The organism is Phycisphaeraceae bacterium, assembly GCA_019636655.1.
In the GTDB taxonomy this organism is placed as follows: Bacteria; Planctomycetota; Phycisphaerae; order Phycisphaerales; family UBA1924; genus JAHBXB01.
In genome coordinates this window covers 515,738-536,515 of the sequence record JAHBXB010000002.1, presented here as the reverse complement: position 1 = coordinate 536,515, position 20,778 = coordinate 515,738, and the positions used below count along the sequence as shown (strand labels likewise).

At 69.4% G+C, this 20,778-nt stretch carries 16 protein-coding genes; 9 read left to right on the top strand and 7 right to left on the bottom strand.

Features of this window, described 5'->3' with window-relative positions:
- The first annotated feature begins 39 nt into the window (after positions 1-39).
- On the top strand, positions 40-1,380 hold the full coding sequence (gene accC, locus KF745_07715) for an acetyl-CoA carboxylase biotin carboxylase subunit (protein ID MBX3358300.1): 1,341 nt from the start codon (positions 40-42) through the stop codon (positions 1,378-1,380).
- 14 nt (positions 1,381-1,394) lie between these two features.
- Here accC and KF745_07710 read toward each other — a convergent pair whose 3' ends face one another.
- From KF745_07710 to KF745_07685, 6 genes are all read right to left on the bottom strand, one after another.
- On the bottom strand, positions 1,395-1,868 hold the full coding sequence (locus tag KF745_07710; GenBank protein MBX3358299.1) for a cupin domain-containing protein: 474 nt from the start codon (positions 1,866-1,868) through the stop codon (positions 1,395-1,397).
- On the bottom strand, positions 1,865-3,076 hold the full coding sequence (locus KF745_07705) for a hypothetical protein (GenBank protein MBX3358298.1): 1,212 nt from the start codon (positions 3,074-3,076) through the stop codon (positions 1,865-1,867). Before KF745_07705 ends, KF745_07710 begins: the two co-directional genes overlap by 4 nt.
- 46 nt (positions 3,077-3,122) lie before the next feature.
- Positions 3,123-5,129 carry a hypothetical protein gene (locus KF745_07700; GenBank protein MBX3358297.1) on the bottom strand — a complete coding sequence of 669 codons (2,007 nt, stop codon included), beginning with the start codon at positions 5,127-5,129 and terminating at the stop codon, positions 3,123-3,125.
- 19 nt (positions 5,130-5,148) lie between these two features.
- Positions 5,149-7,335 carry a PqqD family peptide modification chaperone gene (locus tag KF745_07695; GenBank protein MBX3358296.1) on the bottom strand — a complete coding sequence of 729 codons (2,187 nt, stop codon included), beginning with the start codon at positions 7,333-7,335 and terminating at the stop codon, positions 5,149-5,151.
- 70 nt (positions 7,336-7,405) lie between these two features.
- A complete protein-coding gene (locus tag KF745_07690; protein MBX3358295.1) occupies positions 7,406-9,448 on the bottom strand; it encodes an HlyD family efflux transporter periplasmic adaptor subunit in 2,043 nt (680 codons plus the stop codon).
- Complete coding sequence (locus tag KF745_07685) at positions 9,400-10,350, bottom strand: efflux RND transporter periplasmic adaptor subunit (GenBank protein MBX3358294.1); 951 nt, start codon at positions 10,348-10,350, stop codon at positions 9,400-9,402. Before KF745_07685 ends, KF745_07690 begins: the two co-directional genes overlap by 49 nt.
- 300 nt (positions 10,351-10,650) lie before the next feature.
- Between KF745_07685 and KF745_07680 the strand changes: the two genes are divergently transcribed.
- The 5 genes from KF745_07680 (at position 10,651) to KF745_07660 (ending at position 17,541) form a co-directional block, all read left to right on the top strand.
- Positions 10,651-11,211: a hypothetical protein gene (locus tag KF745_07680; protein MBX3358293.1), complete on the top strand. Its 561-nt coding sequence runs from the start codon at positions 10,651-10,653 to the stop codon at positions 11,209-11,211.
- A gap of 182 nt (positions 11,212-11,393) precedes the next feature.
- Positions 11,394-12,593 carry a DegT/DnrJ/EryC1/StrS family aminotransferase gene (locus KF745_07675; protein MBX3358292.1) on the top strand — a complete coding sequence of 400 codons (1,200 nt, stop codon included), beginning with the start codon at positions 11,394-11,396 and terminating at the stop codon, positions 12,591-12,593.
- A 517-nt stretch (positions 12,594-13,110) separates the two neighbouring features.
- Positions 13,111-13,896 carry a glycosyltransferase gene (locus KF745_07670; protein MBX3358291.1) on the top strand — a complete coding sequence of 262 codons (786 nt, stop codon included), beginning with the start codon at positions 13,111-13,113 and terminating at the stop codon, positions 13,894-13,896.
- Positions 13,897-14,103: 207 nt separating this feature from the next.
- Positions 14,104-14,400 carry a transposase gene (locus tag KF745_07665; GenBank protein ID MBX3358290.1) on the top strand — a complete coding sequence of 99 codons (297 nt, stop codon included), beginning with the start codon at positions 14,104-14,106 and terminating at the stop codon, positions 14,398-14,400.
- A 636-nt stretch (positions 14,401-15,036) separates the two neighbouring features.
- Complete coding sequence (locus KF745_07660; protein MBX3358289.1) at positions 15,037-17,541, top strand: hypothetical protein; 2,505 nt, start codon at positions 15,037-15,039, stop codon at positions 17,539-17,541.
- A gap of 23 nt (positions 17,542-17,564) precedes the next feature.
- On the opposite strand, the gene arfB is transcribed toward KF745_07660, so the two are convergent.
- Entirely contained in the window at positions 17,565-18,014 is a 450-nt protein-coding gene (gene arfB, locus KF745_07655; protein ID MBX3358288.1) for an aminoacyl-tRNA hydrolase, read from the bottom strand.
- Positions 18,015-18,105: 91 nt separating this feature from the next.
- Between arfB and KF745_07650 the strand changes: the two genes are divergently transcribed.
- The 3 genes from KF745_07650 to KF745_07640 all read left to right on the top strand — a co-directional run bounded on the left by KF745_07650 (position 18,106) and on the right by KF745_07640 (position 20,744).
- The gene (locus KF745_07650; protein MBX3358287.1) at positions 18,106-19,056 is read left to right on the top strand and encodes a hypothetical protein; all 951 of its coding nucleotides are present in this window, start codon (positions 18,106-18,108) and stop codon (positions 19,054-19,056) included.
- 378 nt (positions 19,057-19,434) lie between these two features.
- A complete protein-coding gene (locus KF745_07645) occupies positions 19,435-19,815 on the top strand; it encodes an HU family DNA-binding protein (protein MBX3358286.1) in 381 nt (126 codons plus the stop codon).
- Positions 19,816-19,844: 29 nt separating this feature from the next.
- Entirely contained in the window at positions 19,845-20,744 is a 900-nt protein-coding gene (locus tag KF745_07640) for a hypothetical protein (GenBank protein MBX3358285.1), read from the top strand.
- Positions 20,745-20,778: the final 34 nt, after the last annotated feature.

Below are 20,778 nucleotides of genomic sequence, written 5' to 3'. Positions count from 1 at the left end.
GCCACGGCCCCGAGCCATTGCCCGTCCGCCGAACCGCCCATGTTCTCACGAATCCTGATCGCAAATCGTGGCGAGATCGCGCTCCGGATCATCCGCGCCTGCCGCGAGCTGGGCATTGAGACGGTGTGCGTGTACTCCAAGGCCGACGCGGGCGCGCCGTACCTGCGGATGGCCGACGAGGCGATCTGCATCGGCCCGGCCCCGTCCAAGGAGAGCTACCTCAACGTCTCGCGGATCATCTCCGCGGCGGAGGTGGCCAACGTCGACGCGATCCACCCGGGGTACGGGTTCCTGAGCGAGCGGGCGGAGTTTGCCCAGGTCTGCCGCGACTGCAAGATCGAGTTCATCGGTCCCAGCCCCGAGGCGATGGGCAAGCTGGGCGACAAGGTGTCGTGCAAGCGGGCGGCGAAGGAGGCGAAGGTCCCGATCTTCCCCGGGAGCGACGGGGCGATCGACACCGAGGAGGAGGCGGTCACGGTCGCCGCGAAGATCGGCTACCCGGTGATCATCAAGGCCTCGGCGGGGGGCGGCGGGCGCGGGATGCGCGTCTGCCACAACGAGGCGACGCTGCGGGCGAGCCTGAAGAACGCCAGCCAGGAGGCGCAGAACGCCTTCGGCAACGGCGCCGTGTTCATCGAGAAGTTCCTCGAGAGCGCACGCCACATCGAGGTGCAGGTGTTGGGCGACAAGCACGGCAACGCCGTGCACCTGTACGAGCGCGACTGCTCGATCCAGCGGCGGCACCAGAAGCTCATCGAGGAGGCGCCGGCCCCGGGTCTGGAGCCCAAGAAGCGTGAGGCCGTGTGCGCCGCCGCCGCGAGGCTGATCCGCGACGCCGACTACGCGGGCGCGGCCACCGTCGAGTTCCTGATGGACGAGAAGCAGAACTTCTACATGCTCGAGGTCAACACCCGGGTGCAGGTGGAGCACCCGGTGACCGAGCAGGTGACCGGCATCGACATCGTCAAGGAGATGATCAAGATCGCCGCGGGCCAGCCCATCAGTTTCCGCCAGAAGGACGTGCACCTCCGCGGGCACGCGATGGAGTGCCGGATCAACGCCGAGGACCCGGAGAAGGGGTTCCGCCCCAGTCCCGGTCTGCTGACGCGGTTCGAACCGCCCGGCGGCCCGGGCGTGCGGATGGACACGCACGCGGTCACGGGCTACACCGTGCCGCCGACGTACGACTCGATGATCGGCAAGCTGATCGTGACCGCGGACGACCGTCGGCAGTGCCTCCAGCGGATGTCGCGGGCGCTGCGGGAGTTCCGCATCGAGCCGATCAAGACGACGATCCCGCTGCAGCTGCGCCTGATGGAGAACTCGGCGTTCCAGGAGGGCGGCGTGGACATCCACTTCCTCGAGCGGCTGCTCAAGTAGCGGATCGCCCGGCGTCAGGACGCCGCGAGCGCCATGTCGAACCGCTGGATCGCGGCGACCGCGCGGCTGATCGCGTCGTGCCCGAGGCTCGGCGGTCGCGCGAACTCGTGCTCGATCAGCCCGTAGACCGGGATGCCGACGTCCGGGTCGGTGAAGAACTGCTCCAGCCCCGCGGGGCTGAAGGTGACGATCACCCGCGAGGGCCCGTCGCCGCAGTTCCGGAACGTGTGCACGGTGCCGGGCCGGATGCTGGCGAACCCTCCGGCCTCCAGCGTGGACCACGATGTGCCCGCGAGCACCTCGATCTCGCCGCTGACGACGAAGAACGACTCCTCGCCCCTGGCGTGGGTGTGCGGCGGGGGTGCGAGGGCCGGGTCTGGCGGGGTCCAGATCTCAAACATCGCGAAGCGGCCGTCGCTCTGCTCCCCGGTTCGCAGCATGCGGACGAGGTTGCCGAGCACCCAGTAGGCGGTGGGGGTCTGCGTCATGGCGAGGATGGTAGACGGGCCACGTGATTGGGCTGGGCATCGGGACCCGCGTCCACTCGGCGCGTGACGATCGCCTCGATGCGGCGCCCGATGCGCAGGACAAAGAGCGTGAACGGCGCGGCGCCGCTGCCGCTGAGCCGTGGCTGGAGCACGTCGGGATTGACCACGCCCGCGCGGGTCTTCACCTCGACGATTCCGGCGTCGTGTTCGCGGAACCACGCGGTGAGGCGCCTCTCGATCCAGGGCATGCGGGCGAGCACTTCGAACGGCGTGAGCCACGGGCTGCTGATGGCGGAGTCCGCCGCGATCAGGCCGACCTTGGGGTGGAGCACCGGGGCGCCGACCTGCTCGCACAGCCGGTGCAGCAGGTCGGCCCGCTCCGGGGCCGGATCGATCGAGTGAACGTATCGCACCGCATGATCGAGTGACACATCGGGCGGAATGCCCGGAGCGCCGGTGAGCGTGGCGCCGTCCGGCAGGAGCGTGGCGCGGCGGTGCTCGATGGCGAGATCGCCGGTCCACAAGACCGCCTGGGTCAGGCGCCCGTGCTCGCTGATGAACTCGACCTCTCCGGGCGGGAGCGCCGAGGCGTCGACGCCGGGTCCGAGCTTGACGGCCCCGGCGCGGTGCGATTCGGTGAGTCGGATGATGGCGTCGAGGCTGGGCTGGAGATCCTCGAGGCGCCAGAGTCGGCGCGAGCCATCGGCCGTGCGGCGGGCGGGGTCGATGTGGAAGAAGTCGGTGGTCCACGCGGCGGAGGTCACATCGGCCGCGACGGAGCGGCAGGGCGCATTGACCCCCGCCATCCACGCCCGCGCCGGATCGATGTCGACGCCCAATACGTCGAGCCCCGCATCGGCCAGGCTCATCGCATCACCGCCGATGCCGCAGCACAGGTCCGCGAGTGAGGCCCGCGGCGAGAGGGCGGCGAAGCGGGCGGCTTTGTGGCCGGCGGCCAAGCGTGAACTGGCCATCTCGACGCCGGGGCGATCGGCAACGAGTTTGCGGGCGCGGTCGCCGAACTTGGATGCCGCCCGTCGCCGGGCCTCGGCGAGTTCCAGGGCGCAGCGGACCAGGTCGGCGTCAAACTCGCGCCGGAGGCGGGCGACCCCGGCCGGGTCGGCGTGGGGGTGTGCTTCCGCGAGGTCGCGGAGGCGGCGGGCCCCATCGCCCATCAGGCGCTGCCATGTTGCCACGTCGATGGGCATCGCCATGAGCGTACGGCGGGGGGTGCGGGCGGGTGTGCACGCCCGGTCAGCCGCCTGGCAGGTTCTTGTCGATCCAGTCGTCCTGCCGCAGCACCTCGGCACGGCTGCGCCGGCCGCGGGACTCTCCCGCCCGCTGGGCGAGGCGAAACATCGCGAGGGCGATGCGGAGCTGGGCGCCGGCGAGTTCTTCCCGCCGGGCGGAGGCCCGCAGCCGCGCGGCGAAGGGCCGGGCGTGCAGGCGGACGAGCTCGTCCTCGAGGCTGACGAACATCTGCGACGAGCCCGGATCGCCCTGCCGGCCGGCGCGGCCGATGAACTGGCGGTCGATGCGCTTGGCTGAGTGCATCTCGGTGAGGATGACGTGCAGACCGCCGGCCTTGATGGCGGGCGCATCGGGTTTGATGTCGGTGCCGCGGCCGGCCATGTTGGTCGCCACGGTGATGGCGGGAGCGCCCGAGGCCCCCGCGCGGGAGTCGCCCGCGAACTGGATCAGGTCCGCCTCTTCCTTGTCGTGGGTGGCGTTGAGCACGCGGTGCTCCAGGCCGGCCTCGGTGAGGCGCCGGGAGAGGTGCTCGCTCGCCTCGATGGAGCGGGTTCCGGCGAGGATGGGCCGGCCCGCCGCGTGGAGTTCACGGATCGACTCGATGACGGCGTTCCAGCGGGCCTCGCTGGTGCGGAAGACGCGGGTGGGCCAGCGCTCGCGGATGAGGGGGCGGTTGGTGGGGATGACGGTGACGGGGCGGGAGTAGACGCGCTCCATCTCGCCGGTGGCGTCGGCGGCGGTGCCGGTCATGCCCGAGAGCGTCGGGTACATGCGGAAAAATCGCTGGAAGGAGACGCGGGCGAGGGTCTCGCGGTCGGCGGTGACGTCGAGGTCTTCTTTGGCTTCCACGGCCTGGTGCAGGCCATGCTCCCACGAGCGATCGGGGAGGAAGCGGCCGGTGTACTCGTCGACGATGACGACGCGCCCGTCGACGACGGCGTACTGGTGTCCGTTGAGGTAGCAGTGCCGGGCGACGAGCGCCTGGCGGACGAGCTCCTCGGCGCGCCGGCTGGCCCGCCAGATGGGCTCGTCGAACTTGAAAGTCATCTCGGAGACGCGGTGGCGGCCGCGACGGGTGAGGTCGGCCCGGCGCTGGAGGTGGACGACCTTGTAGTCGGGCCCCTCGTCGAGCCTGCGGGCGATCTCTGCGGCCTGCTTGTAGACCGGGGCCATCTCGTCCTCGCGCCGGGCCCTGGCGATGATGAGCGGCACGACCCCCTCGTCGATGAGCACCGCATCGGCCTCGTCGACCATCGCGGCGCGCAGGCCGGGGATCATTGGCCCGCCGGCGGCGGAGGGGGCGGCGGTCATGGCGCGCCGGCCCGCCCAGGCCGAGGTCATCGGGCCCATGCGGAGCTGGTCGCGGAGCCAGTCGGCGGTGATCTGCTTGGGGGTGCCGTAGACGATCGGGCGCGCATAGATGCCGAAGCGGGCCTCGGGCTCGAGGTTCTGGTGGATCGCCCCGACTTCGCAGCCGCAGCGCCGGTAGATCTTCCGGCGCGATTCGGCGTCGCGCTGGGCGAGGTAGTCGTTCACGGTGAAGATGTGCAGGTAGCGGTGCCGCCAGGCGATGAGGGGCGCGGCGAGCGAGCCGGTGAGCGTCTTGCCCTCGCCGGTGAGCATCTCGATGATGCGGCCGTGGTACAGGGCCAAGGCGCCCATGAGCTGGACGATGTACGCCTCCTCGCCCGTCTCGCGCCGGCCGACCTCGCGGGCCGCGGCGAAGGCGTGGTGGAGGGTCTCGTCGTCCTGCCGGCCGCGGACGAAGACCTCGCGGAGGGTGCGGAGGCGGTCGTCGAGCGCGGCCTCGGAGTGGTGGCGCATCGCCGGCTCGAGGCGGTCGATCGCCTCGGCCTGGCGTCGCAGGAACGAGAGGGAGATGCGGCGGTTGCGCAGCACCATCGCGGTGTGCGCCGCGAAGGAGTCCAGCCCCTTGTGCGACTCGGGGCGCCGGCGCCGGCTGCGCACCGACTCGAAGATCGCGTTGTAGCGTGTGACCGCCTGCGACATGGATCAACGGTCCCCGGGGTTAGACGTCGACGCGGCCCTGGATGGTCTTCGAGAGCCTGTCGAGCCACTGCACCAGCAACGGCTTGCTCGGGAGGGTGTAGCGGATCTTGACCCGCTCGCCGGGTGAGAGCCACTGCACGTGGTCACCCGTCGGGATGTCGGGGGTGATGAGCACGGTGAAGGTGGGGCGGCGGCCGCTCTGGCCGGAGCGGTCCTCGGGGTTGGTCTCGACGGCGCCGCCGCCGGAGTAGCCCAGCGCGGCGCTGATGAGCTCCTCGCGCCCTGCGGGGACCGGCTCGATGCGGGTCGCGGGGATGACCGAGTCGGTCATGGCGAAGCGCTTGATCTTGACCACCGGCGTGTGCTGCGGGTCGAAGAGCCAGTCGGCGTCGGGCTGCTCGACGATCGCGGCGACGCGGATCTTGCTGGTGTCGACGACCTCGCAGATGGCCTGACCGCGCTTCGCGAAGGCCCCGACGAGGCGGGTGGGGTCGTTGGAGACGATCACGCCGTCGTGCGGGGCGCGGACGACCAGTTCGCTGATGCGGCGGTCGATCTCCTCGAGGTTGTCGCTGTAGACCCGGAGGCGGTCGTCGGCGAGCTGGGCGGCGCTGGGCTTGCCCTCCTTGTAGGCCTGCCGCTCGTCGACGCGGGTCTCGGCGATCATGGCGAGCAGCTTGGCGCGCTGCTGGACCAGCTCGGGGCTCTGGAGCGTGACGATGGCCTCCCCCGCCTTGACCTCGTCGCCGGGGCGGTGGTGGGCCTCGACGATGAAGCCGTCGGTGCCGACATAGATCCCCGAGCGGTTGAGCGACTGCAGCACGCCGTAGCTGCGGCGGTGGTCGGGCCAGGGGATCACCCCGATGCCGATCAGCCCGGCCGCGATGAGAAGCAGGCTGATGACGACCGTGCGCAGGCGGTGCTCGGCCAGCGACGAGTTGCTCGAGAGCCAGTGGACGAACGAGCCGATGGGCATGATGAACCACGCGGCGGAGGTCCACACGGCCAGGACGAGGCCGATGGCGAAGAGCTTGCCCATCACATAAAGGGTGATGGAGACGAACAGGAAGATGCGGTAGGCCATCGACAGCAGGCCGTACACGACGAGGATGACCCGCTCGCCGGGGAGCTGGCTGGGCATCAGGGCGCTGGGCCGCTCGATGCGGAAGACGTACTTCTGGATCAGGTGCTTGAGGATCTGGTTGGAGCGCTGGGCGAGGTTGGGGACTTCCACAAGGTCGGCGAGGATGTAGTAGCCGTCGAAGCGCATCAGAGGGTTGGCGTTGAACAGGACGGTCGAAACGCTCGCCGTGAGCATCGCGCTGTAGGCGATCTGCCGGATCGTCGCGTCGTCGGTCTGGGCCCAGACGAACGCGGCGATGCTGGCGATGAAGAGCTCGAAGAGCATGCCCCCGGCGCCGACCGCCACCCGCTGCCACTTGCTGGGGAAGGCCCAGCACGCCGAGGCGTCGACGTAGGGCGAGGGGAAGAGCACCAGCAGCATGAAGCCGAACTCGGGGACCTGCCCGCCGAACCGCTTGCACAACAGGCCGTGCCCCATCTCGTGGATGACCTTGGTAACCACCCACACCGCCGCGAGCCACGCCCACGCGCCGGGGTTGCGGCCGCCGGCGAGGGCGTCAAAGCCGGCGGTGAGATCGCCCCAGCGGGGGATGACCACCTGCCAGAGCGCGGCGAACAGGACCAGGCACCAGGCGAGGAACCCCCAGCGGTTGAGGATCGGGCGGAACACCGGCTCGAGCGCGGTGAGCATGCGGTCGGGATTGAACACCGGGATCTTGAAGTACATGATCCCGATGAGCTGCTGCTGGATCTTGCGCTTCAGGCGGTCCTTGCCGCGCTTGAGTAGCTGCTCGGTCTCGGGGGGCACATCGGCGGTGAGCAGGTTGGCGGAGTAGAGCTGGCTGATGAGCGAGATGACCTCGTTCTGCGTCGGGGCCGAATCGCCGAACTTCTGCAGCGCCGCCTTCCACGCCGTCTCGACGTCGTGGCTGCCGTCGAGCATGCCGACGAACTCGTGCGCGATGGGGTTGAGGCGGTAGAACTGGTTGGAAGCGGGGTCGTGCACGACGTGCCAGCGCCGCCCGCGGTAGCGCTGGCGGGTGATCTGCACGTGGGGGCGCAGACGCGGCTTCATCGTCCGCACGCGGTGCCAGAAGGGGCTGAATGTCGGTCGCTCGGACATGGTCACCTTGGCCGATCGGGCTGGGCGTTGCGGTCAGAGGGGTGCAGGACAGGGGAGGAGGAGGAGGGGGCTACCAGAACCACAGCTGCACGGTCTCGATGATCCGGCGCGTGCCGATCCACAGCAGCGACCGCTTCTCGGTGTCGAACCGCGTACGGGCCTCCATGCCGGGCCGCATCCACGCGGCGGGGCGGCCGTCGAGCTTGGCGTAGACCGCGAAGGTGTTCTTGCCCTCCTTGGCCTCGGCCAGCGGCACGATGCGCTCGACGGTGAAGTCGAACGACTCGTTGGGCCGGGCCTTGCTCGCCAGCACGCCCTTGCCCTTACCGCCCTCCATGGCGCGGGTGACCAGGGCGATGTCGCGTTCGTCCACCTTGGCGACGACGAGCATGTCGTCCATCGGCGAGACCTCGATGAGGGCGTCGCCGAGTTTCACCGAGGAGCCGATCCGGTCCTCGAGCCGCCCGGCGAGGATCACGCCGTCGATGGGCGAGGTGATCCGCGACTGGGAGATCTTGTACTCGTACACATCCAGTTCGGCCTTGGCCTGGAGGTATTGGGCGTCGGCCTGCTCGACCTTGCCGCGGTCGTCCTCCTTGCGGGCGGCGCTCGCGAGCAGTTCCGCCTGGTGCATCTTGGCCCGGGCCTCGGCGGCGCTGAGGCGCCAGGGCTTGTCGTCCATCTGCACGAGCAGATCGCCCTTCTTCACGAGGCGTCCCGGCTCGATGTAGTGCCCCTCGCGGTCCTTGCCCAGTTCGAGCAGCACTCCCTCCATCGGCGCGGACACGACGCGGCGGATCCGCGGCTCGAAGACCGCATCGCACCCGACGCGGTAGGTCATCGTGAAGAACGTCACGAACAGCAGCGCCGCCGCCACCGTCACGCCGATGGCCTTCCACACCGTGTGCTTCGGGCCCACGGCCCACGCGGCGGCCTTGACCATCGAGTCCTTGGCGCGGAGGGCGAGGTTGCGGTCGTCGCTGCGGCGGACCCGCAGCACCGGGGCCACCAGGTCCAGCGCCGCCTGCACCAGTTCGATCGACGCCAGGTCGATCTGCCCCTGCCCCTTGGACTCCAGCGTCACCACGCCGACGACGCGCTCGTCGATCCGCAGCGGCAGCGAGCAGACCTTGAGGCCCGCATCCGCCGCCACCAGTTCGCGGTGCGCGTGCACGATCGCCTGTGACAGGAGCACGTCGCCCCCGCTGCCCTCGGACGGCGGCGGGGGGTACATCACCGGCTGGGACTGGTCGAAGCACTCCTCCATCGCGAGCTTGAGCTTCTCGACCATCGCCATGCGGCGGTCGAAGTGCTCGGTGTCGCTGATCGACTCGACGCGGATCGAGTCGCCGTCGGTGCCCGACCCGCGGACCCACCCGAGCGCCACGCGGTCGACGCTGAACTGCTTGGCCAGGTCGTTGCACAGGGTCATCGCCGCGCCCTTGAAGTTGGGGGCGGTGTTGACCGAGGCGATGAGTTTCGTCGCCAGGTCGAGGGCGAGCGAGGCGTGCTGGGTCCGCTTCAGGGCCTGGCGGGTGCTGTGCCCGTGCACGTAGCCGGCCAGCACCTCGGCCATCGCCAGGGTGCTGCGCAGCGCGTCCTTGGATCGCGACTCGATGAGCAGCGTGACGACCGCCGTCTGCCCGGCGCCCAGGCCGCCGCCGGGGAGCGGGATCGCCAGGACGTAGCCCTGCGTCGGCGCGGCGTCGTAGTAGGGGGTGTTCTGTGCATCAAGTCCGTACGCGCGGGCGTGGGCGGTGGTCATCCCGCCCCTGGCCGCGGACTTGGCGTCGGCGAGCTGCTCGATCTGCTCGGGTGTGGGCCCGTCCATCGGCCCGGCCCCCGGCTGCGCCTGGACCGGCGGCCAGATCGAGGCCGCGCGGGGCTCGACCTCGCCGCCCTCTTCGCGCCGATCCGGGATCCACAACACAGCCTGCCTCGCGGCGGAGACCTGCGCGAGGATGCCCATCAGGCGGTCCATGTACGACTTGTCGTCGTGCGCCGCCGCGGACAGGTCGGCGACGACCTTGCCCCACCCGGGGGCCTTGAGGTTGCTCAGGTCGATCACCGGCTGGCCCTCCCGCTGCCCGGCACGGGTCGTGCCGCGTCCCATGGCCCGCTGGGGGGCGGGGCGAAGCGGACCATCGCGGGCGTGCCCGACGGCCACCGCTCGGGGTTCGCGATCTCGACGCGCACCTGCCGCGTCCGGCTCACCGAGTCGGCGACCGGGTTGACGTTGATCACTCGCCCCTCAACCAGGCGGGGCCCGCCCGGGAGTTTCATCAGCACCCACGCGGGTGAGCTGGGCTTGAGCCCGCGGTTCATCGTCTCCTCGGTGCCGGGGTAGGCATCGAGGTAGAGGGTGTCGACGTCGACGATCCGCACCACCGGCGCCTGGTCGTTGACGCCCTGGCCCAGTTCCACGTTGACCTCGGAGATCACGCCGTCGAAGGGGGCCTCCAGCCGGTAGCGCTCGTACTGGCCCTCGTAATACTTGAGTTTGTACCGCTCCGTCTCCAGCCTGATCCTCGCGGCCTCGAGCTGGATCGCCGCGGTCTTCTTCTCGATCTCCAGGTCTTTGAGTTCCGTCTCGGCGAGGGTGCCGGTCTTGACGCCGCGCTCGTAGCGGAACTCGGCCCGCTCCAGCAGCGCCGCCTGGGCCCGCACCTCGGCGTCGTTGGTCACCTGGAACCGCTGGGTCTCCATCGCGGCGAGCACGTCGGCGTCGCGCCCGCGCACCAGCACATCCCCCGCCTTCACGGTCTTGCCGATTGTCGCGTTGAGTTCACGCACCTCGGTCGGCACGCTGAACTTCATCACCGAGTCCTTGCTGGGCTTGGTGTCCGCCTTGACGCCGCCGAAGATGGCGACCTGCGATTCCCACAGCGGGCGCTCGTCCATGGTCGCGGCGGGGTCGGCGCCGGCCGGGTCGCCCGTGGGCTGGGCCACGATCGGCGCAGCGCCGGCGAGCGAGATCAGCAGGGCGGCCAGGCGAGTGACTGTTCGGGTGTTCATAGGTGATCGTAGTTCCTGTGGCGTGTGGATGGACCCCATGTGCGTTCCTGACTGTTCGCTCGCGGCGCCCGGCGAGTTCACGCCCAGGGGCGCGAGGGCGAAGCGAAACCGGTGCCATAGGCCGCGCCGTGGCGGGTCGCCCTCGGTTCGACCCCGGCCCATCGGCCCCGTATTCCGGGGGCGGCGCGTGCCGGTTGTTCCGGAAAATCCGCCCCGATGCTCAATCCGTCCCGGTTTTCGGACGATCCCACCCTCGTAGTCCCGCTTGGGGCCCTCGTCACTCCAGCACGGAGATCACCGATGACCCGCCGCACCAGATCCGCCGCCCGCACGGTCGAGGTTCCCGCCAAGCCCGCCTCCACGCGCCGCCGCGCGACAAGAGGGGCGGAGGTTGCCGAACTCCATGAGGCCATTTCCCACCGCTGCGCCTCCGCGATCTCGGCCGTCGAAGAGCACGCGGCGATGGCCGAGGCCCGCATCGAGCGGATCGCCGTGTGGGCGCAGACGCTCGCCGATCGGCTGGATTGCCTGTGCACCCGGGCCGAGCGGCTCATCGAAGGGACGGGGTTCGAGGGGGAGGAGGGGGGGCTCCCCCCCCACGAGGCCCCTGTTGCATCCACACCCGGACCGCGCACCGGCACACTCGCCGACCTGGTCGCGCGGGCCAACTGCGGCATCGACCGGGCCCGTCCGCTGGTCAACGACTTGGCCCGCCAGATGTCAGCCGCGCAGCGCGTGTCTGCCGAGTTGGCGGTCATGTCGAGGACGCTCGGGGAGAAGATCGCCCAGGACCAGGCACGCACGCGGCTGACCCTCGCCTCGACCTTCCCGGCCGACGGGCCGGACCGGCTCGCGGCGTAATCGATTATCCGGACCCTGCGCCCTGCTCGGCCAAGCCCCTAAACAAGGGGCTTGGCGTGCCGACGCGCGAGCGATCGACCTGTCCAAACTCGGCGGGTGGGCTATGCTCTGCGGATTCGCGGCCGCGCCCCTGATAGACCTGTGTTTGGGTCGTGCGCGGGTCGTCACCGGAGCCGATTGCCATGCACAGCCAGACCGTCGCCCCGCGTCAGCCTGTTGAGGTCAGCGTTCCCGCCGAGAAGTTGGCCATGCAGGGCGGGACGGCCGTGTCGGCGACGCCGGTGCCATTCATGTCCCCCGGCCTGGCCGAAGCGGACGTGAACGCGGCGATCGTAGTGCTCAAGTCCGGCATGCTGCGGGCCGCGAAGAAGTGCGAGGAACTGGAGCAGCGGTTCGCCGCGATCTCCGGGGCGAAGCACGGCATGACCTGCGCCAACGGCACGGTCGCGCTGCAGCTGGCGTACGAGCCGCTGTTCAAGGCGGGGGACGATGTGCTGGTCCCCGCGTGGTCGTACATCGCGACGGTGTCGATGGTGGTCGCCCGCGGGGCGCGCCCGATCTTCGTCGATGCGGACCCGGAGACCTACCAGATCGACGTGGCGGACGCGGCGAAGAAGCTCACGCCCAAGACCACCGCCATCGCCGCGACGCACCTGTACGGCTGCCCCGTCGACATCGACGCGGTGCAGGGCCTGGCGTCCAAGCACGGGCTGCGGGTGATCTACGACGCGGCGCAGGCGCACCTGGCGACGTACAAGGGCAAGGGCATCGGCGCCTTCGGCGATGCGGTGACCTACTCGTTCTACGCCACCAAGAACTTCGCCACCGGCGAGGGCGGCATGGTGACGTGCAACGACGATGCGCTCGCCCGCTCCATCCGCCTGCTGCGATCCCACGGCGAGACGGACAAGTACCTGCACGAGAGCGTCGGGTACAACTACCGGATGAACGACATCACGGGCGCCATCGGCTGCTCGCGCCTGGACCGCCTGGAGGCCGAGACGGCCCAGCGGCAGGCCCACGCCGCGCGGTACGACGCGATCATCGGCGCCATCCCCGGCCTCAAGGCCCCGCGCACCACCGCCGGCGGCACCAGCGTCTTCCACCTCTACGTGGTCCAGATGGACCCGGCGAAGTTCACCTGCACGCGCGACGGCTTCATCAAGGCGCTCGCCGCCGAGGGCGTGCCCACGGCCGTCCACTACCCGCGCCCGCTCACCCGCCAGCCCGCGTTCAAGACCCTCGTCACCGAGCACCCCCCGGTGGCCGACGCTCTCGCCTCCCGCGTCTTCGCGCTGCCGATGCACCACAACCTGACCGACGACCACTTCCGGATCGTCGAGCGGTCGCTGGCGAAGGTGGCGGCGGCGTTCAGGGCTTAGCGACGCCCGGTGGCGGATTGATCGATGAAGAAGCGTGGCAGCACACGCCTGGCGACAGCGGCCCTGGTGGTCGTGGCGGTTATGTCATTTCTAAGTCTGTTTGTTCAATGTTCTGCATCGTGCCGGATCAAGGCGACATCGCCCGTGGTAGTGCAAGTTACCATGATGAATGGGCAGCTTGGTGTGATTTGGGTCGACACTTCGGGTTGGCCACGATCCACCGAAGTAGATAGGTTCCATTGCTGGCTGGCGCTGGAATTTCGCAGGCCGGGGCTCATGCCGCTTGTAGCGATTCGTGCGGGTGGCGCGTACGTGAGTTGCCCATATTGGATACCGCTCGTGGGCTGTACGCTCCTGTGGATCTGGAAGCGGCGACAGTGGCGTCGAGCGTCGTACGAATGTCAGGGCTGTGGGTACGATCTCCGTGGCGGAGGGGGAAGCGAATGCCCCGAGTGCGGCTCAGCAGTCGCTCGCGGGCACGCGGGTGACCGGCCCTGAGATAGTCGCGCGGCAACTCATGAACAGGACCGATGCGAACGCCGCCAACCCCGCGATCGCTGCTCCCGCAGCGACGGCTGTCGGTCGCGGCCCGCCCGTCCCGTCCCTTGTCTCGTTCATCATCCCCGCGCACAACGAGGCGCGGTTCCTGGCGGGCACGCTCGCGGCCATCAGCGAGGCGGCTCGGGCCTGCGGCGTGGATTTCGAGACCATCGTCGTCGACGACGACTCCACCGACGCCACCGCATCGATCGCACGCTCGCACGACGCGACCGTTGTCGGCGTGAAACTCCGGCAAATCGCCCGCGTCCGCAACGCCGGCGCCGCGGCGGCCCGGGGCGGAACACTGGTCTTCGTCGACGCCGACACACGGATCAACGAGGCGGTGCTGCGGGCCGCGCTCGCGGCGCTCGCGGGCGGGGCCGTGGGCGGGGGCGCGGTGGTGCGGATGGACACCAGCCTGGGTCTGGCGGCGCGGTGCTTCATGGGGGCGTGGAACCTGATCGCCAGGTTCCGCTCGATCGCCGCGGGGTGCTTCGTGTACGCCCGCCGCGAGGAGTTCGAGGCGGTCGGCGGCTTCGCCCACGACCTGTTCGCCAGTGAAGAGGTGGAGTTCAGCGCCGCAATGCGGCGGCGGGGGCGCTTCGTGGTCGTCCCCCACGCCGTGGTGACCTCGGCCCGCAAGCTCGAGTCCCACTCGATGCTGGAGATGGTCGGGCTGCTCGGGCGCTACATGGTTCGCGGCCGGAAGATGCTGACCACCCGCGAGGGGCTGGATATCTGGTACGGCGAGCGGGCGAGGTAAGGGCGGCGAGGGATCGGCTCGGCGCATCCCGTGGTATCGTCCGTCGCATGGCCTCCACGCTGACGCGGATTTCATTCATGCGACGTTTTCCACGCACGGTCGCGTCCCGGCCATCCCGGAGTCGGCCGAGTCCGATCTGCACGCCTACATCGGCGGCATCTGCCGCAACATGGATTCACGGATTCACCGCTGCTTGCGATCGGCGGTGTGGCGGACCACGTTCACCTGCTGGTGAGCCTCGCGAAGACCGTTGCCCTGTCGGACCTGATGCTCAACATCAAGCGAGATTCCTCGCGGTGGCTGCACCGTCGCCCGGAGTGCGCGGGCTTCGCGTGGCAATCGGGGTACTTTGCGTTTTCGATCGGAGAGTCCGGCGTGGAGGCGCTCAAGGCGTACATCGCGGGCCAGAGGGCCCACCATGCCGGCGTCGATTTCAAAGATGAAGTCCGCGCGTTCCTCCGCAAGTATGGGGTGCAATGGGACGATCGCTTGGCGTGGGAGTAGCGGCGCCGCGGCACACGGTGTGCTCAGGCCGAAGGCCTGGTCGTGAGTAGCCTGGGGTGTCGTCCGACACCCCAGGAAGCGTTCGGTTGGATTCTGCAGGCCGAAGGTCTGCACGTGGCTTTGGCAACATCGCTGCCCGTTTGATCGCAGCCCTTCGGGCTGCACAAGCCAAGCGGTCGGGGTCCGGTGGTATCGCGTGCCCTGCGGGCCGCTCCACCACCGGCTACGTGCGTCCAGGCCTTCGGCTTGTAGGCACCCTGCGCTCTCTATGCGTGCGGCGAACTCGCCACGCGCGCGCATTTGTGCGCACACCGCGAGTACGCGGGCGCCGTGATCCCGGGGAATCCTGAGATTTCGTAACCACTCCCTCCGCGGCTGGTTGCGCGGTTCTCGCGTCCCCGCGCGGACGCGTTTGTGCGCGCGCCGGCGATCGTTCGCCCATGGGTACGGGACCGCTGTTGCGGCTCCCGGCGGCACGGGATCCTTTGGCGGTAGGCCGCGACCCACGCCGGTTGGTGTGTGTACGCAGAAAACGCTAGCAAGGTTGTTATATGGGGGTATTCTCACGCAACTCAGCATGTGCTAGGCTTGCGCTGTACGGTTTGCGTGCTCCTGCTTTCACCAAGGAGGCTCACGGTGTTCCAGCCAAAAAACTCGCTTCTCTCGATATTTGGGTTCATGGTTGCGATCGTCGCCACGGTCTCGTTGGCCCACGCACAGACCTGCGGCCCGCAGTGGCTGATCGGGGAGGGGCGTCCCGGTGTGAACGGAAATGTGTACGCGGCGATCCAGTTGCCCAACGGCGACGTCATCGTTGCCGGTGATTTCTCGGAGGCCGGGGGGCTTCCGGCCCCTCGGGTCGCCCGGTGGGATGGCTCGCGATGGAGCCAGTTGGGGCCGGGTCTCAGCACGCAGGTCAACGCCCTGGCGGCACTCCCGAACGGCGACATCATCGCCGCGGGAACCTTCAACGTCGCGGCGGGGGCCTTCATCTCTCGCTGGAACGGCACGGCGTGGAGCCCCCTTGGATCTGGGTTGTCGGGGACCGTCAACGCACTTGCGGTCCTCCCCAATGGCGACCTGATTGCCGGCGGGAGCTTCTCGCTTGCGGGCGGCAATCTGGCGCTGCGCGTGGCGCGATGGGATGGCACGCAATGGAGCGCCATGGGCTCCGGGCTGGATGCGGCTGTATTCGCGCTGGCGGCACTTCCAAACGGAGATGTCGTTGCAGGGGGCGCATTCACAATGTCGGGCAGTGATAGCGTCAGTAAGATTGCCCGCTGGAACGGTACGGCGTGGAGCCCGCTTGGCAGCGGAGTCGGCGGCACGGTCTACGCACTCGAAGCTGATTCAGGCGGCACGTTGTACGCCGGTGGCTCGTTCGGCACGGTTGGCGGAGGGATACCTGCCTCGAACGTTGCACGGTGGAACGGGAGCGCGTGGAGCCCGATGGGGGGCGGACTGAGCGACACCGTGCGCACCATCGCGGTGCGGCCCAACGGCAGTGTGGTTGCCGGCGGATCCTTTACACAAGACGGAAGCCGTGTAGCCATCTGGAATGGCTCGGCGTGGCAGTCGCTCGGATATGTCTCTTCGACCGACGTGCGGGTTATCGCAGCGCTCGCTGATGGCGGGCTCGTGCTTGGTGGAAATGTGGTGCGGCAGTGGCACGGATCGGGGTGGCAAGTGATCGGCAACGGCCTGGATAACTCGGTGTACTCCTTGCTCGCTCTCCCCGACAACAGCATTGTACTTGGCGGGCTCTTTGAGGTGGCTGGCGGAGTCGTCACATACTGCGTCGTGCGATGGAACGGAGCCGCGTTCGAGCCGATGGCGGGGGGCACGAGCGGCGCCGTGCTGTCGCTGAAGCGATTACCCGGCGGCGACGTTCTCGCGGCGGGGGGATTCATAGCGGCGGGGGGGGTGCCGGCGCTGCGCATCGCGCGATGGAATGGGACCGCATGGAGTCCGCTTGGCGCCGGGCTTAGCAACACGGTCTGGGCCACCGCAATCATGCCAAACGGCGATGTGATCGCGGGCGGCGAGTTCTCCTTCGCCGGTGGAGCCCCCGCGAGCTATATCGCGAGATGGAACGGCACCGCATGGTCGACGCTGGGCACAGGGATGAACTTCCCGGTCTTCGCGCTCGCGGTCATGCCCAACGGGGATGTCGTCGCCGGCGGGCAGTTCTCCATGGCGGGCGGTGTCCCTGTTGCCCGAATTGCACGCTGGGACGGCGTCGCGTGGCACGCCCTTGGCAGCGGGGTGATCGGGCAGGATGTCACAGCTCTTGCGGTTGCGCTGAACGGCGACCTCATAGCGGGTGGCCTGTTTGGCACAGCAGGCGGCGTCACCGCGCTCAACATCGCACGGTGGGACGGTTCCTCGTGGTCGCCGATTGGTGGCGGTCTTCCCTCGGGCAGCGTGAAATCCATCGCCGTCCAGCCCAACGGCGATCTGGTAGCCGGCGGCACATTCACACTCGGTGGCGCCACGCAGCGGGTCGCCCGCTGGAATGGCTCTTCGTGGACGGCCATTCCAGGCGTTGGATCGGGTGTCAATGCCGTCGAGACGCTTCCCAACGGCGACATTGTCGTTGGCGGGCAGTTCCAATCCGCCGGCGGGCTTCCTAACTCGTACTTTGCACGATGGACCGACACCAAGGAGCCATGGATCGCCGGCCAGCCCCAGTCGATCGGACGGGTCTGTGGCGGTGTCTCGACCGCCTCGTTCACGGTGACACCCGCTGCCGCATACGCCGGCGTGACGTACCAGTGGTTCCATAACGGCGACCCGGTCAACACCGGCGATCCGCGTCTCTCCATCACCAGCACACAAGCCGGCAGTACGCTCTCGATCGACAACCTTGTTTCCGCGGACAACGGCACCTACACCGCCGAGATCCTCACCGACTGCGGTCAGGCGACAAGCGATCCGGCGTCGATCCTGGTCTGCCGCGCCGATGTAGATTGCACCGGAACGATCGATCCCACCGACGTTGCAATCTTCATCAACACGTGGCTGATCTCCCTCTCCCAGGGCACACTCGCCGGGGACTTCGACGGAAACGGCGTCGTCGAGCCGTCCGACATCGCGGTATTTATCAACGAGTGGCTTGCGGGGCTGTCCAGCGGGTGCTGACGGGGCCGCGCGTACGCAGGGGGCTACCCCCCCTGTCTTCTCTTCTTGATCTCCCCCCGCGCCTTCTTCTCGCGCAGACGCCGCTCCTTGGAGCCCTTGGTCGGCCGGGTGCGGCGGCGCACCTTGGGCTCGGCCATGGCGCGGACCAGCAGGTCGCGGAGTTTCGACAGGCACTCATCGCGGTTGCGCCCCTGGCTCCGCTCGCTCTCGCTGACGATCACCAGGTCGCCCGCATCGGTCAGGCGGCGGCCCGCGAGCGCGATCAGGCGGTGCCGGGCCGATGGAGAGATCGACAGCACGCCCAACGCGATGCGCAGTTCCGCCTTGGTCGCGACTTTGTTGACGTTCTGTCCGCCAGGCCCGCCGCTGCGCGAGAAGGCGAACCGCACGGCGTCGCCCGGGACGCTCACCCCCGGCGCGAGCGTGACGCCCGATCCGGGAGCGCTCGGCTGATCGGCTCCCTGTTCGTGCACGCTCGCTCCTTGCCCGGGGGCGTCGCTCCGGCGACGGTTCCGGTATTCTCTGCACGGCTGACCCCTACCGCCAGCGCCGGAGAGCGTGTCCATGAAGATGATGCCTTGCCCTGCCGCTGCTCCCGCCGCGTGTCTCGCGGCGATCCTCCTGGCCGCGGGCGCTGCGCCGGCGCAGGTCCCCGATCCCGCAGAGCACGAGGCCCCCGCAGCGGCCGTCGCCCCGGCTTCCCCGGCGCGCGAGGTGCCCGACGGCGACCCCAACGACTCCGACCCGCTCCGCTCGCTCATGCCCGCGTGGGCGGTCAAGGTCACGCCGATCGCCTGGTGGGTGGGCGCGGCGGGGGATATCAAGCTCCCCGGCGGGTCCGCCGAGGTCAGCGTCTCGGACCTGGGGCTCGATGACCCCCGCCTCTCCCCCGCGGGGACCATCGAGGTCGCGCTGGACCACTGGCGGTTCGGCTTCGGCGGGGCGGCGTACTCGATCAACCAGCCCAACGCCACGGCGACCAGCGGGTTCCAGATCGGCGACCTGGTGTTCAACGCGGGGGATTCGCTGGGGACCTCCCTGGACTTCGCCGACTACCAGTTGCTCGCCGGCGGCCGCATCTGCGCGTACGACTTCAAGCGGCACTCCAAGCCGCCCGAAGGGGCGATGGACTCGGTGGTGTCGCTCTTCCTTCTCGGCGGGGTGGAGGTGATGGACACCAGCGTGTCGGTGGTGTCGAACGAGGCGGGCGGGGGCTCATCGAGCGATGGGCAGACGTTCGTCCAGCCCATCGCCGCGCTCCGCGCCGAGGCGCTCTTTGCGCGGGACTTTGGCATCAACATTCAACTTTCCGGCGGCGGCATGGCCTGGGGCGACACGACCAGCGCCTCGTTCGACCTGGCCCTGATGTTTAACTGGTACCCGGCGGAGAACGTCGGCCTGCAGTTCGGCTGGCGGCAGTTGCTCTTCTGGGTCAGCGACGGCGATGAACCGTCGGAGTTCCAGTACAACGGGAGCCTGGCGGGTCTGTTCGGCAGCGTGGTGATCCGCTTCTAGGAGCGGTCGGGCTACCCTAGGTTGCCTATCTTGACAGGCCCCGCCTGAATCGGGGGGATACCCACAGCCTATTCACCACTCTCCCCCACACGGGCGGTCAATTCCGTGGGCGCCCAACGATCGCAAGTTGGGCATTGACCGAACGTTGGAGAGTCGGGATACTGCCACGATCCCGGTTGCTCACCAGCCGGGTCCTCGTGGCCGGAGTTCTCCGGAATCGAGAGCGTCGCGGATCAGTTTCGGTGCCTGCTCGTGGGCGGGCGCAGCGCGAAGGAGGCGTTTCCCCGCTCGGCAACTCAAACCGATCGAGGCGGCGGCCTTCACCCGTATTCGCAAAGGGATCCCTCCCTACGAGGAGGATCCGTGGAAACGTTGACCATGGCGACCATCACCAAAAAAGACCTGATCGACCGGATCTCCGCGGCCACCGGCCAGAAGCGGGCGATTGTGAAGGAGACGGTCCAGAAGTTCCTCGAGCAGGTCATGATCGAGTTGGGCAAGGGCAACCGGCTCGAGTTCCGCGACTTCGGGGTCTTCGAGATCAAACGCCGGGCCCCGCGCACCGCGCAGAACCCCAAGACCCTGGAACGGGTCGAGGTCCCCGCGAAGACCACGGTGAAGTTCAAGGTCGGCCGCCTGATGAAGCAGGGGCTGGACCACCCCGACACGCTGGTTGCCGCCCTTGCCGCGATCGCCGCGGGCGAGCACGATGACGAGCCCGGCGCCCACGCCGGGTCCAACGGCCGGGCCCGGCGCTAGCGCGGCCGGCCCGGTACCCTCATTCCCGCGTGCGCATCCTCATTGTCTGCAACCGATCCTCCGGTCGCGGCCGTGCCAGGGAGACCGCGCAGCCCATGCGCGTGGCGCTGGAGGCGGACGGCCATACCGTGGCCGAGGCCGGAACGGGCGACCCGGGCGCTCCCGGGTTCGAGAGCGTGGACCTTGTCGTCATCCTCGGCGGCGATGGCTCGGTGCACCACGCGCTCCCCGGCCTGGTGCGGAGCCGCACCCCGCTCTACCACTGCCCGCTGGGCACCGAGAACCTCCTCGCGAGGGAGTTCGGCGCCGACCGCAGCGTGCAGACGCTCCGGCGGGCGATCGCGCGGTGGACCATCGAGCGGATCGACCTGGGCGAGGCCCGCCCCCTGGGCGCACCCAGCGGCGCCGGCGCGTCCCTCTTCTCGCTCATGTGCAGTTTCGGGTTCGACGCGGCGGTAGCCCACCGCGTCGCCCGGGCCCGGCGCGGCGCGATCGGGCGCCACTCGTACCTCGGGCCGATCGCCGCGGAACTCGCCGCGCCGACGCTGGTGCCGCTGACGGTCGAGGCCGACGGAGCCGCGGTGGCCCAGGGCGCCACGGGCGTGCTCATCGTCGCGAACAGCCGGCAGTACGGCGCGAGGCTGGACCCGGCGCGCCGGGCGGACATGGCCGACGGGCTGCTGGATGTGGTGTTCCTCCCGGCCCGGGGGCGCCTCGACATGATCCGCTGGGCTATGTCGCTGGCCCTGGGCCGCGACCCGGCCGAGCGGGGAGCGGTGGTCTCGTGCGCGAAGCGCATCGAGGTCGCCGCCGGCGGGGGCGTGCCGTGCCAGATCGACGGCGAGGCGAGCGGGCTGGGCGTGCCGATGACGATCGAGGTGAGGCCGGAAGCGGTGAGCGTGCTCTCGGCGCGGGGGCTGTCCGCGTGAGCCAGGTGTGGAGCGGTGGGGGAGGGGGAGGGGG